The 21,290-nt window shown below is 31.7% G+C and carries 20 protein-coding genes; 8 read left to right on the forward strand and 12 right to left on the reverse strand.

Annotated features, from left to right (window positions below; translation table 11 throughout):
* Positions 1 to 482 precede the first annotated feature (482 nt).
* Together ACFQ1R_RS02130 and dcm are read left to right on the forward strand one after the other, a co-directional pair.
* On the forward strand, positions 483 to 1,661 hold the full coding sequence (locus tag ACFQ1R_RS02130) for a hypothetical protein (RefSeq protein ID WP_379924462.1): 1,179 nt from the start codon (positions 483 to 485) through the stop codon (positions 1,659 to 1,661).
* Positions 1,662 to 1,891: 230 nt separating this feature from the next.
* The gene (gene dcm / locus ACFQ1R_RS02135; protein WP_379924463.1) at positions 1,892 to 3,142 is read left to right on the forward strand and encodes a DNA (cytosine-5-)-methyltransferase; all 1,251 of its coding nucleotides are present in this window, start codon (positions 1,892 to 1,894) and stop codon (positions 3,140 to 3,142) included.
* On the opposite strand, the gene ACFQ1R_RS02140 is transcribed toward dcm, so the two are convergent.
* The 3 genes from ACFQ1R_RS02140 to ACFQ1R_RS02150 all read right to left on the reverse strand — a co-directional run bounded on the left by ACFQ1R_RS02140 (position 3,114) and on the right by ACFQ1R_RS02150 (position 6,049).
* Entirely contained in the window at positions 3,114 to 3,827 is a 714-nt protein-coding gene (locus ACFQ1R_RS02140) for a PmeII family type II restriction endonuclease (RefSeq protein WP_379924464.1), read from the reverse strand. The two genes, dcm and ACFQ1R_RS02140, sit on opposite strands and share 29 nt — an antisense overlap.
* 100 nt (positions 3,828 to 3,927) lie before the next feature.
* The gene (locus tag ACFQ1R_RS02145; RefSeq protein ID WP_379924465.1) at positions 3,928 to 5,631 is read right to left on the reverse strand and encodes an RluA family pseudouridine synthase; all 1,704 of its coding nucleotides are present in this window, start codon (positions 5,629 to 5,631) and stop codon (positions 3,928 to 3,930) included.
* A 16-nt stretch (positions 5,632 to 5,647) separates the two neighbouring features.
* Complete coding sequence (locus tag ACFQ1R_RS02150; RefSeq protein ID WP_379926294.1) at positions 5,648 to 6,049, reverse strand: gamma-glutamylcyclotransferase family protein; 402 nt, start codon at positions 6,047 to 6,049, stop codon at positions 5,648 to 5,650.
* Between the two features lie 62 nt (positions 6,050 to 6,111).
* On the opposite strand from ACFQ1R_RS02150, the gene ACFQ1R_RS02155 reads away from it, so the two are divergent.
* Together ACFQ1R_RS02155 and ACFQ1R_RS02160 are read left to right on the forward strand one after the other, a co-directional pair.
* A complete protein-coding gene (locus ACFQ1R_RS02155; RefSeq protein WP_379924466.1) occupies positions 6,112 to 6,606 on the forward strand; it encodes a hypothetical protein in 495 nt (164 codons plus the stop codon).
* 3 nt (positions 6,607 to 6,609) lie between these two features.
* Entirely contained in the window at positions 6,610 to 7,341 is a 732-nt protein-coding gene (locus tag ACFQ1R_RS02160; RefSeq protein ID WP_379924467.1) for an LVIVD repeat-containing protein, read from the forward strand.
* Here ACFQ1R_RS02160 and ytxJ read toward each other — a convergent pair.
* A complete protein-coding gene (gene ytxJ / locus ACFQ1R_RS02165) occupies positions 7,338 to 7,727 on the reverse strand; it encodes a bacillithiol system redox-active protein YtxJ (protein WP_379924468.1) in 390 nt (129 codons plus the stop codon). The genes ACFQ1R_RS02160 and ytxJ overlap by 4 nt on opposite strands.
* Before the next feature lie 192 nt (positions 7,728 to 7,919).
* Here ytxJ and clpB point away from each other — a divergent pair, with 192 nt between their 5' ends.
* The 4 genes from clpB (at position 7,920) to deoD (ending at position 13,036) form a co-directional block, all read left to right on the forward strand.
* Positions 7,920 to 10,526, forward strand: a complete 2,607-nt coding sequence (gene clpB, locus ACFQ1R_RS02170; RefSeq protein WP_379924469.1) for an ATP-dependent chaperone ClpB — start codon at positions 7,920 to 7,922, stop codon at positions 10,524 to 10,526.
* A gap of 334 nt (positions 10,527 to 10,860) precedes the next feature.
* Complete coding sequence (gene deoC / locus ACFQ1R_RS02175; RefSeq protein WP_379924470.1) at positions 10,861 to 11,517, forward strand: deoxyribose-phosphate aldolase; 657 nt, start codon at positions 10,861 to 10,863, stop codon at positions 11,515 to 11,517.
* Positions 11,518 to 11,639: 122 nt separating this feature from the next.
* Positions 11,640 to 12,308, forward strand: coding sequence for a deoxyribose-phosphate aldolase (gene deoC, locus ACFQ1R_RS02180; protein WP_379924471.1), 669 nt, complete (start codon positions 11,640 to 11,642; stop codon positions 12,306 to 12,308).
* A gap of 29 nt (positions 12,309 to 12,337) precedes the next feature.
* Positions 12,338 to 13,036 (forward strand): purine-nucleoside phosphorylase, encoded by a 699-nt coding sequence (deoD, locus tag ACFQ1R_RS02185; RefSeq protein ID WP_379924472.1) that lies wholly within the window; start codon positions 12,338 to 12,340, stop codon positions 13,034 to 13,036.
* On the opposite strand, the gene ACFQ1R_RS02190 is transcribed toward deoD, so the two are convergent.
* The 8 genes from ACFQ1R_RS02190 to ACFQ1R_RS02225 form a co-directional block, all read right to left on the reverse strand.
* The gene (locus tag ACFQ1R_RS02190) at positions 13,022 to 13,879 is read right to left on the reverse strand and encodes a 5-oxoprolinase subunit C family protein (RefSeq protein ID WP_379924473.1); all 858 of its coding nucleotides are present in this window, start codon (positions 13,877 to 13,879) and stop codon (positions 13,022 to 13,024) included. The genes deoD and ACFQ1R_RS02190 overlap by 15 nt on opposite strands.
* Positions 13,872 to 14,603 (reverse strand): 5-oxoprolinase subunit PxpB, encoded by a 732-nt coding sequence (gene pxpB / locus ACFQ1R_RS02195; RefSeq protein WP_379924474.1) that lies wholly within the window; start codon positions 14,601 to 14,603, stop codon positions 13,872 to 13,874. The genes ACFQ1R_RS02190 and pxpB overlap by 8 nt, the downstream gene beginning before the upstream one ends.
* A 5-nt stretch (positions 14,604 to 14,608) precedes the next feature.
* The gene (pxpA, locus tag ACFQ1R_RS02200; RefSeq protein WP_379924475.1) at positions 14,609 to 15,349 is read right to left on the reverse strand and encodes a 5-oxoprolinase subunit PxpA; all 741 of its coding nucleotides are present in this window, start codon (positions 15,347 to 15,349) and stop codon (positions 14,609 to 14,611) included.
* A gap of 18 nt (positions 15,350 to 15,367) precedes the next feature.
* On the reverse strand, positions 15,368 to 16,474 hold the full coding sequence (locus ACFQ1R_RS02205; RefSeq protein WP_379924476.1) for a DUF2891 domain-containing protein: 1,107 nt from the start codon (positions 16,472 to 16,474) through the stop codon (positions 15,368 to 15,370).
* A 593-nt stretch (positions 16,475 to 17,067) separates the two neighbouring features.
* A complete protein-coding gene (locus ACFQ1R_RS02210) occupies positions 17,068 to 17,667 on the reverse strand; it encodes an REP-associated tyrosine transposase (RefSeq protein ID WP_379924477.1) in 600 nt (199 codons plus the stop codon).
* Positions 17,668 to 17,780: 113 nt separating this feature from the next.
* Complete coding sequence (locus ACFQ1R_RS02215) at positions 17,781 to 18,167, reverse strand: biotin/lipoyl-containing protein (RefSeq protein ID WP_379924478.1); 387 nt, start codon at positions 18,165 to 18,167, stop codon at positions 17,781 to 17,783.
* 66 nt (positions 18,168 to 18,233) lie between these two features.
* A complete protein-coding gene (locus ACFQ1R_RS02220; protein WP_379924479.1) occupies positions 18,234 to 19,769 on the reverse strand; it encodes a YifB family Mg chelatase-like AAA ATPase in 1,536 nt (511 codons plus the stop codon).
* Positions 19,770 to 20,035: 266 nt separating this feature from the next.
* On the reverse strand, positions 20,036 to 21,277 hold the full coding sequence (locus ACFQ1R_RS02225) for an alginate export family protein (RefSeq protein WP_379924480.1): 1,242 nt from the start codon (positions 21,275 to 21,277) through the stop codon (positions 20,036 to 20,038).
* Between the last annotated feature and the right edge of the window lie 13 nt (positions 21,278 to 21,290).

A 21,290-nucleotide genomic window follows, 5' to 3' on the forward strand; every position in this document is an offset into this window, starting at 1 on the left:
GAGAAGTTAATATTGTTGTTTATTTCATCATTATCCCTTCATTCTTTTTTTATTTAATAAGTAGAATTTTAAAAAAAAATTACCCAATAATTGTATTTATTGTTTTGACCATAATTACGATTATGATAATTCCTAACTTCGAAAGATTTTCTGATAATTTTTTTGACAAATCTGTTGATTTTTTGAATTGGTTTGAGGTTATCGGATTGAATTATATTCAAGCTTCAGTTGTCATTTGCGTAATAATTCCAATTATCACTATTAGCCTATTACTATATTATAAAATAAAAATAAATCGGAATACAAACGAACTCTAACAACTTGTTTAGTTCCTTGATTTAAAACAACAAAAAAAGAAATATTATTCTTTCGAAAATAATAAAAACACATCATTTTAACCGATTTATTAGCATTTTATCTGTCGTTTTAGTAATTTGGCACCCTTATTGGATATTGAAGTCAATAAACCAAACGCAAAACCCATGATAAAAACATTACTTTACACATTATCAATTGCTTGTATACTATCTTGCAGCACAAGTAAACAAATTGAAAAAGCTGTTAGTACAGGCAATTACGACCAAGCTATTTACGATGCTATTGGTAAGTTAAGAACTAATAAGGATAAAAAAGGAAAATCCGATTTTATTGTGATGCTACAAGAAGCTTACAATAAAGCTAATGAACGTGATTTAAACACAATTAACTTTCTTAAAAAAGATAATAATCCAGAAAACTACCTACGCATTTATGATATGTATGTAGGTTTAGAAAAGCGACAAGCACTAATAAAACCTATTTTACCACTTGCTATTAATGGTAGAACCGTAAAATTTGATATTAAAGATTATTCCAACGACATCATCAAATTTAAAAACGATGCGTCTTTACAAATTTATAACAATGCGCTGGGACTTTTAAAATCGAATAACAAACTAGATGCTAGACAAGCATTCAATATGTTTCAAGATATTGAAGACATAAACCCTAATTATAGAGATGTGCGCAACCTTTTGGAAGTAGCACACAATAAAGGTACCGATTTTGTTTTGGTTGATATGATTAATGATACACGCAAAACAATTCCTACCCGATTGGAAGATGATTTGCTAAACTTTAGTACTTACGGCCTTAATAATTTATGGACAGTTTACCACAACAACCCCGTTGATAAAGTAACTTATGATTATAACATGCGTGTAAACCTTAGAGATATTAACTTATCACCAGAGCAAATTAAGGAACGTCAAATTATAAAAGAAAAACAAGTAGTTGACGGTAAAAAAGATTTGTTAGATGAAAAAGGTAATAAAGTAAAGGACAGTTTAGGCAAAGTTATACAAGTTGATAAACTAATTACCGTACGTTGTGAATACTACGAAAGCACCCAATTTAAATCGGCTCAAGTAGCTGGAAATGTGGAGTATGTTGACATTAAAAACAAACAATTAGTTGATGCATTTCCCATAAGTAGCGAATTTGTTTTTCAACATGTTTTTGCAACTTCACGTGGTGATAGACGTGCTTTAGAAACCACCTTGTTACCATTTTTAAATAACAGGCAAGTACCTTTTCCTAGTGAAGAACAAATGATTTACGACACTGGTGAAGATTTAAAAGCCCAACTTAAAAAGATTATAAATTCTTATAACCCGAGATAGATAGAAATACCAAAAAACACTATTATTTTGTCCGTTCGAGTGCAGTCGAGAACTTTGAGCTATTAACGTAGTTTAGGTATCGAATTTAGTTTTTATTGAGCAAAGGCATAAGGATTTAGTTGATAGGGATTTGATAAAAAAAATTATAATTTCTTTTTACATTTTAAATTTTTTAGTTCAAAAACAACTATTATATTTGTAACCATTGTATAAGGTTTAACAACTTGGTTATGAATGAATATCTTTCACTTGCAGAAGCTGCTGAAATTGTTGGAAAAAGTAAAGAAACGCTTAGGCGTTGGGATAATGAAGGCATTCTTAAAGCTGTAAGAGAACCAGTTTCTAATTATCGTGTTTACAGAAAAGATGATGTCCAAACTTTATTGGGAAATCTTTTTGATGAAAAGTCTGAAGAAACAATTTCAAATTACGAAGAACCTTTACAAGATTATTCGGTACTAGAACTTTTTGCAGGCGCAGGTGGTTTAGCAATTGGAATGGAAAAAGCAGGACTTAAATGTGCCGCTTTGAATGAAATTGACAAATGGGCTTGCCAAACACTTATAAAAAACAGACCAAATTGGAATGTTTTAGAAGGTGACATTAAAAATTTTGATTTTTCAGAATACAGAGATAATATAGACGTTGTTACTGGTGGTTTTCCATGTCAAGCATTTAGTTATGCAGGAAAAAAATTAGGATTGAATGACGCCCGAGGCACGTTATTTTATGAATTTGCAAGAGTTGTTCAAGAAGTAAACCCTCCTATTTGTATAGGTGAAAATGTTCGAGGTTTATTGAGCCATGAAAAAGGAAAAACATTGGAAGGCATGATATCCATATTAGATGAAATTGGATACAATGTAGTTCCTGTAAAAGTTTTAAAGGCCATACACTACAAAGTGCCTCAAAAAAGAGAACGCCTTATTTTGGTCGGCATTAGAAAAGATATTGACATTCTTTATGAATATCCTACAGCGCATCAAAAAATCTACACTCTTAAAGACGCTTTAAAAAAAGGTTCATTATTTGAAAACAATGTGCCTAAATCTGAAGGTGCAAAATATCCAAAGTACAAAAAAGAAATACTTGATTTAGTACCTCAAAAGGGATATTGGAGAGATTTACCTTTGGATATTCAAAAAGAATATATGGGTGGGAGTTTTTATTTAGGTGGTGGAAAAACTGGAATGGCTCGGAGAATTGGTTGGGATGAACCTTGTTTGACACTTACATGTAGTCCTGCCCAAAAACAGACCGAAAGATGCCACCCAGACGAAACTCGTCCGTTTACGGTAAGAGAATATGCAAGAATTCAAACATTTCCTGATGATTGGGAGTTTTCTGGTTCTATAGCTCAACAATACAAACAAATCGGAAACGCAGTTCCTGTGAATTTGGGGCAAGAAATAGGCTATTCAATAATAAAATTTATGAATCAGTTGGTTCAAGCTAAAAGTCAAAAAGTGGCGAATTTCTAATATCCTCAGCCAAAGCTTTGCATCCTATATTCATTAAGTCTTTTGTGTCGATGGTATTAATGCTTTCATGAAGTTTTTTAACTAAGCCATTATAAAAATTAGGATATCCAGTAACTCTATACCAAAATTCAGTACCAATTATTACTGGATGTATCTTATCAATAGCTCTATAATGCATACTTAATTCATCAGTTTCACCATAAAGCACACCAACTATAAAGTCTGTATTGTTAATTCCTTCAAAAGCTTTATTAGTTCGAGCTAAATTAATTGTATTTGTAAACTTTCTAATCAAAGGCTTTACATATTCAGAATTTATAGTATTTGGTCCTGATTTTAATTGACACCATTTTTTTCTATTGTCAATTTTATCAACAAACTCAATATCCATTCCTTTTATTAAAGAGCCATATGCAATCCCTATTTCAACAAACATATTTTGTATTCTTGTACCAAATGACGTATTTATTGATGTACCCAAAACTCTTGGATAAAATAAAGCTTTAGCAACACCTTCTGGAGTATAATTATTATCCAAAACTTTAGAAAGATATTTAACTACAATTGGATTAACATTATAAGATTTCAATTTAGAATGTGTTTTTAAAGAAGCTTCTATATGATTTTTGAAAATAAACGTTTCAAAATAGTTAACTATATCAATGGTTAATTCTTGTTCACTCATATAATCTTAAATTCAAAATATTAATCTTTTCAAATTTAATTCTTTTATAATTCAATTAGATAAAATTCATACAAAACCTTAAAAAATTTTAAAAAAAAACTTAAAAAGGCGCTTCACAAGTAATCGTAAACACCTCTTTACCAATAGGATGCGTAAATGTTAAGCTTTCTGCGTGTAAATGTAATCTATTGGCTTTTATGCCATATAAATCGTCGCCAACAATAGGTATTTTTAGTCCTAGGCTATGTGCTGCATGCACACGAAGTTGGTGCGTTCTACCTGTAATGGGGTAAAAATGAATTCGGGTTTTTCCATGTTCTATAGCTACAACTTTGTAATTTGTTATGGCTGGTTTTCCATGTTCGTAGCATACCAATTGTTGTGGTCGGTTATCTAAATCGACTCGTAACGGTAAATTAATATTTCCTTCTTTAGTATGCAAAATACCATCCAACAAGGCAACATAGCGTTTTTTTATACTTCGCTCTATAAATTGTTTTTGTAATTGCTTGTGTATACGTTCACTTTTTGCAACTAACAATAAACCAGAGGTAGACATGTCTAATCGATGCACCAACAACGGACCAGTTGCATTAGGCAAATACTGTTGCATTTTAGTAAATACCGATTCGTTTGTGGTTTTCCCTGGTACAGACAAAAATTCATGCGGCTTGTTTACTAAAAGCAAATTGTCGTCTTCAAAAACAATTTCTAAATCGTTTTTATAGCTTATGGATTGTTCTATAGGGTTTTGTTCAACCTCCAAACCTTGCATCATATGCCCTAAAATGGGTTCGCATTTACTACGGCACGATGGATAAAACTGTTGGTGTTTACGTACTTCAGATTTTGGCGAAGTTCCCCACCAAAATTCCGCCATACAAATAGGTTTCAAGTTATTTTCATAAGCATATTGAAACAATTTTGGCGCAGCACATTCTCCTGAACCTGCTGGTGGTATGGGCGATGCGGTGTTTTTAAAAATAGTAAGTAAATTTTTTGTTTCTCCTTCAGCGTTTAAAAATTCATACTGCTCATGAATCCGTTTTTGTAAAGAAGCAGACAATGTAGCGCGTTGTTCTTTTAGCTGCTGAATAGGTTTTTCAAAAACACTCAAGTGCTTTTCAGCATCTTTTATGTGTTGTTCCCAATGAAGCTTTAAATGTTTTAACCGAAGTTGATAACCAATACTTTGCTGGTTTAATGTTTCTAAAAAAACAGCATAGGATTCTGGTGTTAGTTGATGCTTTTCAGTTTCACGTTTTAAGTTCCGTAGTTTTTTAGCTGTTTTAATTTCAGTTTTAAGTGCATTTAATGCTGTTTCAAATTGCACTTTAACATTTACCACATTTTGAATGGCTTCTAAAAATGGTAATGCTTTTTCTAGACTTACTATTTTAGCATTTAGCGTGTTTAATTTTGCTTCACCTTGTTTATAAAAACCCGCTTCTTTTAAAGTGTTGTAAACAGTTGGCGTGAAGCCTTTTATATAGTTACTATTGGCTAGTTTTCCTGAAAAAGCAGCTAAATATCCTAATTCATTTTCTGCGTTTTTAACTACCATAACGCCAAACATTTTACCTATTACTAAGCCTTTTTGATTGGAGTTCAATCCGAAATTATGAGTGAAATCTGTTTGATTTTCAAGGTATTGTTGCAACTCTTTTGCTGCTATAATAGTTAATGGATGCGGTTCGTAATAAAACGGAAAGGTGAATTTTTCGGGTAAACTTACTCCCGAATCTAATTTTAATGGATGAAAAAACGAATTACTAAATTGACTCATTGCCTGGTAAAAAACCATGCAAAGAAACAAATTTTTATTGCTTTAAATAATTTCCAGACAGTATTCGTTTTAAATTGGTTGTTTTAAAATTATAAACATACACCCATGATTTTATAGTAGTATTATTGCTTAAAAACGCATCAATTAAAACACGAGTATATTCATTTGGGTGTTCAGCAGTTTCAACAATACCTTCATAATCGTCTAAAATTTTAAAGGTTTTTGCTTCATTTTTTATTTTAAAAATATGTCCATAAACTTTTTCAGTTTCATTTGTACTTAAAACTGCTCCAGGATACCATGAAACTTCATATAGTTTACCATAAAAATAGCCTTCACTTACAAACTCCGCATTTTTTTCTAAAAATTTTGACATGTAACTATCAAAGTTTTTTAGTAACGTTCCGTAAACAAAAAGATAATCTAACATTAACATAAATAAATTATTCAAAGATAATTATTTAAAAACAAACACTATCTTTAAAATAAAAATGCTGTATGAATAAACTATATATAATCTGCTTGATTTTAACTTGCACATCTTGTTTATATATTCGAAATAATGATGATACCGAACCACAAAAATCTTCATTTAAAGCTGTAACTATAAATAGAAGTGATTTTGAAAATTCAACAGAATTAATGGAAGCCAAACCAAACATAGAATCCGGCAAAATATACGTTAAAGACAATTACCTAATTATTAATGAACCAAATGAAGGATTTCATATTTACAATAATTCAAACCAAAAAACGCCAATCAAAATAGGTTTTTTAAAAATATTAGGTTCTACCGATTTAACAATTAAGGGCGATATAATATATGCCAACAATGCTGTTGATTTGATTGCCTTAAAAATTGATTTAGAGCTAAATAGTATTGAAATTACAAAACGTGTTAAGAATATTTTTCCTGAAAAAGCATCACCAGATGGATATTATAATGATACACCAACTGATGAAGTTTTAATTAATTGGGTTTTAAAAAACTAAAAAATGAGAAAAATTATATTTTACCTAGGCATTATTATTTTTTTTGGTTGTGATTCAAATAATTCTTCCGATTCATTAAGTGGAGAAACAGGACAAGGTGGCTCGTTAGCACAATTCACAATAGTTGGCAATTATCTTTACACTGTCGATCAATTTTCCCTTAATGTTTTTAATATTTCGAATCCAGAATCTCCTGTACAAGTAAACACATCATACGTAGGTTTTGATATAGAAACCTTATCTGATTTTGGTGGCAATTTATATATAGGTTCTCAAACAGGTATGTTTATTTACGATTTATCAAATCCTGAAGAACCAAAACAATTAGCTGCTGTATCACATTTTAGAGCTTGCGATCCCGTTATAGCAAACCAAACAAATGCCTTTGTAACCTTAAATGGAAGTGCGGGATGTGGTGGAAACCTTAGTGCTTTAGAAATTTACGATACAACAACCATTACATCGCCAGTTTTAATTTCTAGAAGAAATTTGATAGCTCCAAAAGGTCTTGGGTTGTATAACAACTATCTATTTGTTTGTGATGACGTAATAAAGATTTTTGATATTTCAAACCCAAAAGAATCTGTACTAGTTAATTCTATAGATATTTCTGCTTTTGACGTTATAATAAGAAACAACCAACTTATAGTTATTAGCGAAACTAATTTAACACAGTATCAATTAGATGAAACTAATATTAATAACATTACAAAATTGAGTACTTTAAATATTTAAATATAATTACTCAATTCTAAACTATTAATACCTCCGTGGTTTTCATAAGCAACAGCTTCACCATTTTTTATAACCAATAGTTGTGGTGATTCGTGCATTACTTGAAATTTAACAGCAATTTCATTTGAAATTTCCCTGTAATTCAACAAATCTAAATAATACAAATCAAGATGATTTTCTGTAAGATAAAAATCTGCTTCAAACTGTTTTAAAACCATTCTACTAATACCACAACGGGTTGAATGTTTGAAAATAACCTGGGTTTTTGTGTTCGATTGAGCATCAACAGTCTTCAATTGATCCAAATTGGTTAATTGTATCCATGGTAACGTTTTAGTTTCCTTTTCTTCAGAAGTATTACTAAATAATTTATTAAATATTCCCATTATATGTTTTAAAAAGTATAAGTCGTTATCATTTTAAAATCTTACAACTGACTAAAAGTCATTAAAAACAAGGTTTTAACCGACATTTTGTCTTTCAAATAGTACTGGTAAGATTATTGTTTTATACAGTTTGTAAAAGTAAAACAATAAAAAATAAATTTCCTCTTTAAACGGAATGAAAAAACATAAAATATGAACCCCAATAATTATACAATAAAATCGCAGGAAGCCATACAACAAGCGCAACAAATTGCGCAAGGTTTTGGGCACCAACAAATTGAAAATGAACACCTTTTTAAAGGCGTTTTTGAAGTAGACGAAAATGTATTACCATTCATTTTAAAAAAATTGAATGTAAACATTAACATACTAGAACAAGCTTTAGATAAACAAATAGAAAGTTTTCCTAAGGTAACTGGTAGCGAATTAATGCTATCACGTGAAGCTGGAAAAACACTTAATGAAGCTGCAATTATTGCTAAAAAAATGAATGATGATTATGTTTCTATTGAACATTTAATCATTGCTATTTTTAAATCGAACAGCAAAATAGCACAAATGCTAAAAGACCAAGGTGTTACAGAAAAAACATTAATAGCCAGTATTAATGAACTGCGCAAAGGCGAAAATGTAACCTCTCAAAGTCAAGAAGAAACCTATAATTCACTAAACAAATACGCTAAAAATTTAAATCAATTAGCAAAAGATGGGAAGTTGGACCCAGTAATTGGTCGTGATGAAGAAATAAGAAGAATTCTTCAAATTTTATCACGAAGAACCAAAAACAACCCAATTTTAGTAGGCGAACCAGGTACTGGTAAAACCGCTATTGCAGAAGGATTAGCGCACAGAATTATAGATGGCGACATACCAGAAAACTTAAAAGACAAACAAATTTTCGCTTTAGATATGGGCGCACTAATAGCAGGTGCAAAATACAAAGGTGAATTCGAAGAACGCTTAAAAGCTGTAGTTAAAGAAGTAACATCTAGCGAAGGTGATATTGTACTATTTATTGATGAAATTCACACACTAGTTGGTGCTGGTGGCGGACAAGGCGCTATGGATGCAGCCAACATTTTAAAACCCGCTTTAGCAAGAGGCGAACTACGTGCTATTGGCGCAACTACTTTAGATGAGTATCAAAAATACTTTGAAAAAGACAAAGCTTTAGAACGTCGTTTTCAAAAAGTTATGGTTGATGAACCTGATACAGAAAGTGCCATATCAATTCTTCGTGGTATTAAAGAAAAGTATGAAACCCATCATAAAGTTCGTATTAAAGATGAGGCTATTATTGGTGCGGTTGAGTTATCACAACGCTACATAACCAACCGTTTTTTACCAGATAAAGCCATTGACTTAATGGATGAAGCTGCTTCTAAATTACGTATGGAAATCAATTCTAAACCCGAAGAACTTGATGTTTTAGACAGAAAAGTGATGCAACTAGAAATTGAAATTGAAGCTATTAAACGCGAAAAAGATGAAAATAAATTAAAAATTCTACGTTCAGACTTAGCAAATTTAAAAGAACAACGTAACGATTTAAACGCAAAATGGAAAAGTGAAAAAGAAATTGTTGAAAACATTCAAAACACAAAACAGTCTATTGAAAATTTCAAACTAGAAGCCGAACGTGCCGAACGTGATGGTGATTATGGAAAAGTTGCCGAATTGCGTTATGGCAAAATAAAAGAAGCTCAAGAACAACTGGAAGTATTTCAAAAACAACTAGAAGCACAATCGGAACATTCATTAATAAAAGAAGAAGTAACTTATGATGACATTGCTGAAGTAGTTGCTAAATGGACTGGTATTCCTGTTACCAAAATGATTCAAAGCGAGCGCGAAAAACTATTAAAACTTGAAGATGAGTTACACAAACGCATTGTAGGCCAAGAAGAAGCAATTGCTGCTGTAAGCGATGCAGTTCGTAGAAGTCGTGCAGGTTTACAAAACCCACAAAAACCTATTGGAACCTTTTTATTTTTAGGAACCACAGGCGTTGGTAAAACCGAATTAGCAAAAGCTTTAGCTGAATATTTATTTGATGATGAAAACGCCATGACTCGTATAGACATGAGCGAATACCAAGAACGACATGCAGTAAGCAGGTTGGTTGGTGCGCCTCCTGGGTATATTGGTTATGATGAAGGTGGTCAATTAACAGAAGCTGTTCGCAGAAAACCGTACTCTGTGGTGCTTTTAGATGAAATTGAAAAAGCACATCCAGACACCTTTAATATTTTATTACAAGTACTAGATGAAGGCCATTTAACAGACAATAAAGGTCGTGTAGCCGATTTTAAAAACACAATCATAATAATGACTTCAAACTTAGGAAGCCAAATTATACAAGATCGTTTTGAAGCTACAAAAGACATTGATTCTACTATTGAAGCTTCAAAAATAGAAGTTCTTGGTCTTTTAAAACAAAGCGTTCGTCCAGAATTTTTAAACCGCATAGACGACACCATTATGTTTACACCTTTAAGTAAAGAAAACATAATTGCAATTGTTGGTTTACAATTAAAAAGCATTACTAAAATGATAGCTAAACAAGGCATTACATTTGATGCTACACAAGAAGCTATTGCTTATCTAGCTGAAAAAGGATACAATCCTGAATATGGCGCAAGACCTGTAAAACGAGTTATTCAAAAAGAGGTTTTAAACGCATTAAGCAAGGAAATATTAGCAGGCAAAGTAACAACCGATAGTGTTATTTTACTTGATGCTTTTGATGATAAGTTAGTATTTAGAAATCAAAACACTTTAATTACCGAAGCAATTTAATTTACACTAAAAAAAGTGTAACAAAACAACATATAAATAGTCTTATAGATGGTTGGTTAGAAAAAGCAACATGATTCTTAAATTTTGGATGATTGTTGCTTTTGTTTATTAAAAATGTTAAATAATACGTTATTTCATCGATTTTCTAATAATATGACAATTAAACAGTTAATAAGATAGTTCATAAAATTCACTCACAAATCGACAAACGGTCTGTTTATATCGTTTAAAATACCTAAATTAGCATACTGTAAGTCCCCAAAATTTACAATTTAATAGCAATAATAAACCAACTTGCTGCAAAACAGCAAGCTCCTAAAACCTACTTAATACAATGGATATATCCAAATATATTGACTATACCCTACTAAAAGCCACTTCAACAGAACGCGAAATTATAGACCTTTGCTACCACGCCAAAGAACAAAATTTTTATTCGGTTTGTATAAACCCCACTTATGTAGCTTTAGCAAAACAACTTTTAGAAAACACAAATGTGAAAATTTGCACTGTTGTTGGCTTTCCGCTAGGTGCTTCATCTACGGCTACAAAAGTTTACGAAGCCCAAAATGCAATTGAAGATGGCGCAGATGAGATTGAAATGGTAATGAACCTAGGTTTTCTAAAAAGCAAAAACTATGTTTCCGTTTTAAAAGATATCATCGATGTAAAAATGGCGATAAAAAAAATTCCACTTAAAGTAATATTAGAAATTTCAGAATTAAATAAAAATGAAGTTATAAAGGCATGCAATATTTGCTTAGATGCTAAAGCTGATATTATTAAAACATCTAGTGGTTTTTCTAAAAGTGGCGCCACATTAACTGCCACAAAAATCATTAAAAAAACAATTAGAAATGCTGCTAAAATTGAAGCTTTTGGCGATATTAAAGACTTAGAAACCAGCTTAAAATATATTGAAGCTGGCGTACACAGAATTGGCGTGTCTGCGTTATTTAAAACCACAAGATCCATTCGTTTAGTAAGCTAAAACACGAATAGTTACATACAAAAAAGGCGGTATTTACATAATTGTTTAATATCTTTGAAAAACATCCTCATTAAATAAAATAAGGATGTTTTTTTTATTAAAAATAGTTCATTTCAACCTATATGAAACCTTTAAATAATTATATAGACCACACACTTTTAAAAGCAACCGCCACTAAAAACGATATTATTCAACTTTGCGAAGAAGCAAAACAATACCAGTTTTTCTCAGTTTGTGTTAATAGTTGCTATGTGTCTTTAGCTAAAGAACAACTAAAAAATAGCAACGTAAACGTATGTAGTGTAATTGGGTTTCCGTTAGGCGCTATGAGCACAGAAGCTAAAGTAGCCGAAACAAAACAAGCTTTAAATGATGGTGCTGATGAAATTGATATGGTTTTAAACCTAGGCTTTTTAAAAAGCAACAATTTTGATGCTGTTAGCAACGATATTAAAGCTGTAAAAAACAGCATGCCTACCAAAACTTTAAAGGTTATTTTAGAAACTTGCTATTTAGAAGAACTTGAAATAATTAAAGCTAGCGAATTAGCCATACAAAGTGGTGCCAATTTTATAAAAACCTCAACAGGTTTTGGTACAGGTGGTGCTACATTAAACGATGTAAAATTAATGAAACACATAGCCAATGGCAATGCTAAAATTAAAGCTTCTGGTGGTATTAAAGATTACAAAACAGCTTTAGATTATATTAATTTAGGCGCAGAACGTTTAGGCACCTCATCAGGAATTGCTATTGTAACTGGACAAATTTCTGAAGATAAAAATTACTAAATAACATTTTAACTTTTCAACACCATACCATGAGCGTACATATTGAAGCAAAAAAAGGCGACATTGCAGAAACAATTTTATTACCTGGCGATCCACTTCGCGCTAAATGGATTGCAGAAACTTTTTTTGAAAATCCAGTATGCTTCAATAAAATAAGAGGCATGTATGGTTATACTGGTTCATATAATGGCAAACAAGTTTCCGTTATGGGAACAGGTATGGGTGTGCCATCTATATCCATTTATGCTCATGAACTAATAACAGAATATGATGTAAAAAACCTGATTCGTGTTGGAAGTGCAGGCTCGTATCAAATGCATGTAAAAATTAGAGATATTGTACTTGCCATGGCAGCATCATCAAACTCTGGCGTTAATGAAATTCGCTTTGGCGGTGCAGATTATGCACCTACTGCCAATTTTGAATTGTTTCAAAAAGCAGTTGAAGCTGCCAAATTAAAAAACATACCCGTTAAAGCTGGCAACGTATTTACATCTGATGAGTTTTATGCAGATGATTTTGAATCGTATAAAAAATGGTCGAAATTCGGTGTGCTTTGTGTTGAAATGGAAACCGCAGGCTTATACACAGTGGCAGCAAAACATAATGTAAATGCACTTTCAATTTTAACTATTTCCGACTCTTTAGTTACCGGTGAACGCACAACAAGTAAAGAGCGCGAAACCACTTTTAAAGACATGATTGAAATTGCTTTAGAACTCGCTTAAATCAAGTTTAAACCGTATTGTATTTCCTGTAAATTTTTGAGCCAAAATATTTATTGCAGATTCTTTAAGTTGAAATACTCTTGGGTAACCGCCTGTAGTTTGACAATCGCGCATTAAAACAATTAATTTACCCGATGGTGTTAATTGTACAGTACCAGAAAGCACCACTGAAGTAATAATAGGTTCTAAATTATTTTCTAAAGATTCTTCAAGTTGATACGCCATTCGGTTAATGTCTTTTGAAATTGTAAAAACCTGTTGAATCAATTTAGACTGCTGTTTTTCTATAAGCAAATCAAATTCTGGACCTTTAAAAACTTCTATTTCATCCGTTTTAAAATGATTAATATTCACTTTAATTGAAGCATTCTTATTTATTAAAAATGAATTGTTTAAATCAAAATTAACAACGTCATTCTTTAACAATTTAAATTGATTTGTAATACCTTTATACATACTTTGACTACCCAATACACTTTCGGTTTTAAAACCTCCCAAAACAGCTAAATAACAATAAACCCCTGTTTTTAATTTCCCGAAAGAAACAATATCGCCGTTATTAATTTTTATAATTTTATTAAGTTGTATTGCGTTTCCGTTTACATCTGGCGACATATCTGCTCCAGAAACACAAATATATGTGTCGTTTTGAAATTGAAGTTTCACTCCCGTTATAGTCATTTCTATAACAGCAACCGTTTCTGGATTTCCTAAGATTAGGTTTACTAAACCCGCCGAATAACGATCCATAACACCTGAATAAGGTACGCCGTATTGCTGACTACCATACCTTCCAAAATCTTGAATTGACGAGTATAATCCTGCACTCAAAACCTTAATCATGCAACACCTCGCTTTCTAACTGATATACACCAGCTTCAACCAATATTTTAATGTTTTGGTATTCTGAAAGTGACACAGGTTTGAACAGAATACTGTCTAATGGTTTTGCAAAACAAGGTGTTTTTAATTTCGGGTTAAAAAAATCAATCGGCGTATTTCCAATAATATTCCAACCACCTGGACTTGCAGATGGATAAACACCTGTTTGATTACCACCAATTGCCACCGAACCTTTTTCAATTTGTAAACGTGGTGTTGCTTTTCTTAGTGTAAAAAGTGAATCATCTAAACCTCCTAAATATAAAAATCCGGGTAAAAACCCAATAAAATAAACAGTATAAATAGCTTCTGAATGCCGTTTAATTATCGCCTCTTTCGATAACTTTTTTTCTAAAGAAATTGCTTCCAAATCGACACCAAAAGAAACATCATAACACACAGGTATTTTCCATAGATTTGACAGGTTGTCATGCTTAAAATCTTCATGCAAATAGCAAGTTTTCAATATTTGTAGCTCGTTTTTTAAATTCCTACAAAATGAATCATAAATAATTAATAACGAGTTGTATGCGTATTTTATTTCAACAATAGATTCAATTTTTTTATTTTGAATAATGTTTTTAAATCTAATAATGTCCTTTAAAATTTCTTCATCAATAATTGCAGGCCATTCAACCAAAATAGCGCGTTCTCCGTAGGGTTTAAATGTAAGATTGAAAGTCATTAATTTTATAAGATTTTAATGCCTTTAGATTCTAAATTCAAGCGTAAGTTTTTCAATAAATTTGCTGCTTGTAAATTATCACCATGTATGCAAAATGTTTCCGCTTTAATTACCACGTCATCATCTTGAATTGTTTTTACTTTTTGAGTAGAAATCATTCTAAAAACATGTTCAAACATAACGCCCGCATCATGTATTAAAGCATTATTTTCATGTCTGGAAACCAAAGTTAAATCGTTATTATAATTTCTATCAGCAAAAGCTTCATAAGTAATTGGAATGTTATTTTGAACAGCCAACTTTTCAATAACCGAATTAAAAGGTACGTAAAGCTTAATTGGTTGTGCTATACTTTTCATTACCTCAACAATTGCAGTAGCAGTTTTAATATTTGTAGCTGCCATATTATACAATGCTCCATGCGGTTTTACATGGTGCAGTAACACGTTTTCATCTTCTAAAATAGTTACTAAACTATCAATTTGGTTTTTTATAGAGGTAAACAACGCTACACAAGGCATATCCATTGGTTTTCTACCAAAATTTTCCATATCTGGAAATGACGGATGTGCACCTATTTTAACGTTGTGATTTTTTGCTAGTCTAACTACTTTACGCATGGTTTTACTATTACCTGCATGTCCGCCACAAGCAATATTGCATGACGACACATAGGGTATTAGTTGCGATTCATTACCAATACCTTCACCAACATCTACGTTTATGTCTATAGTTTGATTTAGCATTTTTTATATTTAACCTTTTTAAATCGCATTTAACGCATAAATAGCAAAGCTACCTAACCAATGTCCGCCTTCATAACTATCGCCAAAAATACTAGGTAATGAATAGTTTATATGGCTATAAGCTATATTGTATAAATGTTTGTATTCTGGCAATCCTTCAGCAATTTTACACAAACTCCATGCACGCGAAAAATTCACACCATCTAAATGCACTAACTGCCCATCGGTTCTATCGGATACTATTCCTGTTTCAAGCACATAATTTTTGTCTTTTAATTGCGGAAGAAATTTATTAAGCCACGTTTTAAATTCAGCTTCAGGTAATAACCGCTTCATTAAGGCTGCTTCTTCTAAACAAGGTGATAAAAAATCGGTACCATCAGGTTCCCAACTCATTGGGCAATTTTCATCTTTTAAAAAGAAAAATTTAGCACGTTCTGTTATGGTTTTTTTAAGAAGTTCATTATTTAGTGTTTCAGCATAATCAACCGCAAATGATAATCCAAAAGCAGTATTTGGATGCGTTCCTACGCGTTGCGGATAGTTTAATTTTGGTAGAAATTCAATATATTTTTCAATTATTAAATTGGTTAGTGGTTGCAAGTTTGTTTCCAAAGTTCTAGCAACAGGTTTATCCCAAGTGTGTAGTTCTTCGGCTAATTTTAGCAACCATGCCCAACCATAGGTGCGTTCAAACGACTTATTGTGTTCGCCTAAAAAAAAGTTGATTTCTGAAGCTATGTTTTCTTTTGATATGTTTTTTAGTAAACGTTGTTCAATTTCAGTGGCATTTTCTAGGTTTGGAAATTGTTTTAGTAAGCTTACCAAACTCCAATGCCCATGTACTGCCGAATGCCAATCGAAACATCCATAAAACGCTGGATGTAATACGTTAGGCGCTTTCAAATCGGCGTCGCTACCAAGGGTTTGCGACAACTTATTAGGGTATTCGGTATTTAAACAATGTAATGGTAATTGTGCTAATTTATTAGCTTGCTCTAAATTAAGCACCGGTTTTGTTGCTATTTCAATTTTAGGAGTTTTTGTAACTTCTTTTTTTTCTTCTTTGGAATTGTTGCAACTTAACGTTAAGATTACTATTGATAATGAAATGAGTTTTTTCATTTTTAAATTTAGATTAACCGACTAAATTTAATGAAACTTTTTGGGTTTAGGGAAAATGTTTTTGAATAATGTATGTTCCTCAAAGTCGGGAGACTTTGCGGAACGGGACTTTGCATATTCATAAAAATCAATTCAAAATTACAACCGTTTAAAAAGTTATCAACAATCGGTATCTATAAGAAGAAATAAAACAAATTTTTATTCTAATAATATTTTGTTTTTATCGAATTTGTAAAAATTATGATTTAACTATGTTACGAATACCCGTATATTTTTTTCATTAAGATCAAAACAAACAAATGTTAACAAACTCATTTTTAATTATTTAAACCAAAAACTATATTTGATAAAAAATAAAAAAATGAAAGAAAAACAGATTAAATATATCAAAATTAACATAACACTCTTCTCTAATTGGAAAATTCAAAGTAATACACATAGTATCAAGATTAAGCCATATAAACTGGCGATAACCATAATAATTTCTATAATTATATCATTTTATTTCAACTAACAAGTAGTATTTCCCCGCTCCGCAAAGTCTCCCGACTTTGAGCTCTTTCCTAATAAACATACAACCAAATCTTTCGTTTTCAAAATTGATTGAATTTAGTTATTGATGAACTTTTTAAAACATCTACAACTGGATTATCTACAATTTCAACTTCAATTACACCTTCGTTATTCACATAATTACTTGCACTAGAATATGTGTAATGCGATGCTTTTTCTACAATACCCGCACGTACTGGATTCAAATGAATATAATCTAACTTAGACCACATAAATTTATGAGAATAAATTTCTTCTGCATGATTTCCATATTGCCAAAACTGAAAATTGGTGTTTCTACTATGTGTTTCAGTCGCTTTTTTAAACCGTTCTAACATCCATTCTCTTCTGCTTTCTGGTTCATTTTGTATTTTATCTAAAATACTTTTTGCTGTAAATTTTTTAAAATCTCTTATTAAATCTGATAGTTTACCGTCTTTTGATTGAATTATTAAATGAATGTGATTGCTCATTATTACATAACCATACAAAAGCATGCCTTTATTTTTTATACAAAACGATAAACACTCAATAATTACGTCTTTATAAGATTTTCTTGTAAAAACATCAATCCAATCTACTACAGTTGCAGTAATGAAATGTATTTTTTCTTGATCTCTTATGATGTAACCTTCTTTCAAATTTATATGTTTTATTTATTGATGTGTTTTGTTTTCCTCAAAGTCGGGAGACTTTGCGGAGCGATTTTCATGACAATCAAGATATTTATTTAGTATTTAAATCTCTTTCTTTTTCAAATCCCAATAATTTCAAACAAAACTTCTCCTTTATGTAAAATAATATGCTTTTCACATGTAAAACGTATTTTACCTTCTGTAAAACTTTCAAATTCCAATGCTATATTTTCATTCTCTAAAACACAAATAATTTGACCTCTTTTTACAACATCACCTTCCTTACAAAGCCATTCAATAACTTCAAAATTATTCTGTCCCATAATTTCAGGCATGGTTACAGTTTGTATTTCTCCCGATTCAAGTTTAAAATTGATATCAGAATTTGTAGTAGTTGCTTTATTAGAAACAAATTTAATATCATTATTAATGATGGTTTCTTTTCTAAAACCTTTTATATCTGATGGAAATAAATCAGGAAACAGATATTGGAGAATTTTTTTCATTTTTTACTAGTTATTGATTTTTAGTAGGGTGTAATTTCAAAAGATTTCTGCTTTTGCAAGAATTTGTTATCCCAACCAACCTTCTCTATCCATACTTCTATATTGGATGGCTTCACTAATATGCGAACCGTTTATAGCTTCAACACCTTCTAAATCGGCAATGGTTCTTGATACTTTCAATATGCGGTCATAGGCTCTAGCAGACAGATTTAAACGTTCCATAGCGGTTTTAAGCAACTGTTTTGAGGCTTCATCTAAAACACAATAACTTCTTATTTGTTTTGTATTCATTTGTGCGTTGTAATGTACCGCATCTGAATTGGCAAAACGTTTGGTTTGAACATCGCGGGCTTTGGTAACACGTTTTCTAATTTCTACGGACGATTCACCTTTTCTGTCATCAGATAATTTATCAAAAGGCACAGGTGTTACTTCTATATGAATATCAATTCTGTCTAATAATGGTCCAGAAATTTTACTTAAATAGCGTTGCATTTCGGCAGGACTTGATGTTACAGGTGCATTAGGATCGTTAAAATAACCACTGGGACTTGGATTCATACTTGCCACCAACATAAACGACGACGGATAAGTTACTGTAAACTTTGCTCGAGAAATAGTAACTTCTCTATCTTCTAAAGGTTGACGCATAACTTCTAAAACTTCGCGTTTAAATTCTGGTAATTCATCTAAAAACAAAACGCCATTATGCGATAGCGAAATTTCTCCAGGTTGTGGATAACTACCACCACCAACTAAAGCTACGTTTGATATTGTGTGATGAGGACTTCTAAACGGGCGTTGCGCCATTAAACCTACATCTTTTGTTCTACCAACTACCGAATGAATTTTTGTAGTTTCAAGTGCTTCATGAAGCGTCATTGGTGGTAAAATACTTGGTAAACGTTTGGCTAACATGGTTTTTCCTGCGCCTGGTGGACCAATTAAAATAATATTATGCCCGCCAGCTGCAGCTATTTCCATACAGCGTTTAATACCTTCTTGCCCACGTACATCTGAAAAATCGAATTCAGGATAGTTTAAGTTTTTTTCAAATTCTTCACGAGTATTTATGATGGTTTGCTCTAAAGTTTCACCTTTATCAAAAAAATTAATGACTTGGGTGATGTTTTCAATACCATATATTTCTAAATTATCAACAATAGCGGCTTCTTTTGCGTTTTCTTTTGGTAAAATAAAACCTTTAAAACCTTCTTCCCTAGCCTTAACAGCAATTGGTAATGCGCCTTTTATTGGTTGTAATGTACCATCCAAAGACAATTCACCCATTATCAAATAGCGTTCTAAATTATCTGCTTGTATTTGGTTTGAAGATGCCAGAATTCCAATAGCCAAGGTTAAATCGTAGGCTGAACCTTCTTTTCGTAAATCGGCGGGCGACATGTTGATGATAATTTTTTTACCAGGAATTCGATAGCCATTATTTTGAAGTGCTGCGGCAATTCTAAAATTACTTTCTTTAATAGCATTATCAGGCAAACCAACTAAATGATACCCAATACCGGCATCTGTATTTACTTCAACGGTAACTGTGGTGGCTTCAACGCCAAAAACGGCACTTCCAAAAACTTTTTTAAGCATATAAGATATTTACTGCTTAAATGTAAGAAATGTATCGATTATTATATAGGTTGATTGAAAAATTATATTCTGAGTTTAAAAATTTACATCTTAACAATGCTCGACCTAACCATACATTCTAATAAAAAGTAAATTTTTAATTGATGAGATTGCTTAGTCGTTACTATTCATAATAACATAAAAAAAGAATCCCATAGGAATTATGGGATTCTTTTCAGAATTTAAAAAATTAACTAACTCATCTTTAAAACAGATGTTTACTATTCTTAATTTAAAAATTTAGGTTTGATAACTAGCATAGTCCAAATCCAGTTTTGTGTATTAGCTGCATTTGCTTCTGTTACGCCTTTTAATGCATACATATCATCACCTGCAAATAATTGCGAATAACCACCAACTAATGTATACCCTTTAAATTTCTTTGAGATTACTAAATCTACCTCTGTTCCTAGCTTACTACTACCCGTTGCAGCTAAATCTTGTTCGCCAGTGAAGTTTAAAATATTTAGTGATAAGTTTGATGTTTCGCTTAATTTAAAATCTGCTCCAACATGAATATCAACTAAACCAATTGAATTTGCATGATTACCAACATAGAAATAATCCATTAAACCATTGAATTTGTGATTTGTACCATATAATGGAAAGAAGGCACCTGTTTCACCAGCACCTGCATCATTACCACTAATAACCTCAACACCAGCGCTTAAGCCTACTTTTTCTGAAGCTTTATAAGTTAAATCTAAACTTAAGTCGTAAGCACCTTTTACATCAACATCGCCTACTCGTTGACCTGTTTGAATATATGCATTTGCAGCTACACCAAAACTACCTTTTTTATAGTTTAAGTGCGTACCCATAGTTTGTAAATTAGAAACGCCTGGTGTACCATTTTGGAAACCATTATTCATCAATAAAAGACTTGCAGATAGGTTACCAAACTTTTTATTTAAGTGCAACATTTGCATTGTTTTATATGAAAAAAGTGCTGTTGTAGCATATAAGTTTCCTGCTGATGCTAAATTATCTTGGTTGAAGGCTAAAGCTAAATCTAAAGCAAAACCATCTTTTGAATATTTAAGCAATGCTGCATCGTGGTTGCGCCCTTGTTGTGCCCAATCTAAACCTCCTAAAATACGTTGATCATCATACGATAATACTTGACGACCTAATTTAGTTGACCATCCTTTACCTAGTTGTAATTCTGCCCAAGCTTCAAAAATATCGAAGTGGTTATTTGCATCTGAATGAACTATTTGCGGATTTTCACCCCAAAGTAAAACATCTTGAATACTTAAATACATTTTATAAGATTCTGTTGAATAACCTGCATTTAATCTGGCTCTTGTTACTGTAAAAAAGTCTGGTTCACTAGCTTCTGGTATTAAGCTACCAAAACCATGAAGATATTCAGTTCGTGGTCTAAATTCGCCATCTAAAGTAAATTGTGCTTGTGCAAATTGCAAACACCCTAATAGTAGTCCTAGTATTACGTATTGTTTTTTCATTTTTTCTTGGTTT

It is taken from the genome of Mariniflexile jejuense, assembly GCF_042675665.1.
Classification (GTDB): Bacteria; Bacteroidota; Bacteroidia; order Flavobacteriales; family Flavobacteriaceae; genus Mariniflexile; species Mariniflexile jejuense.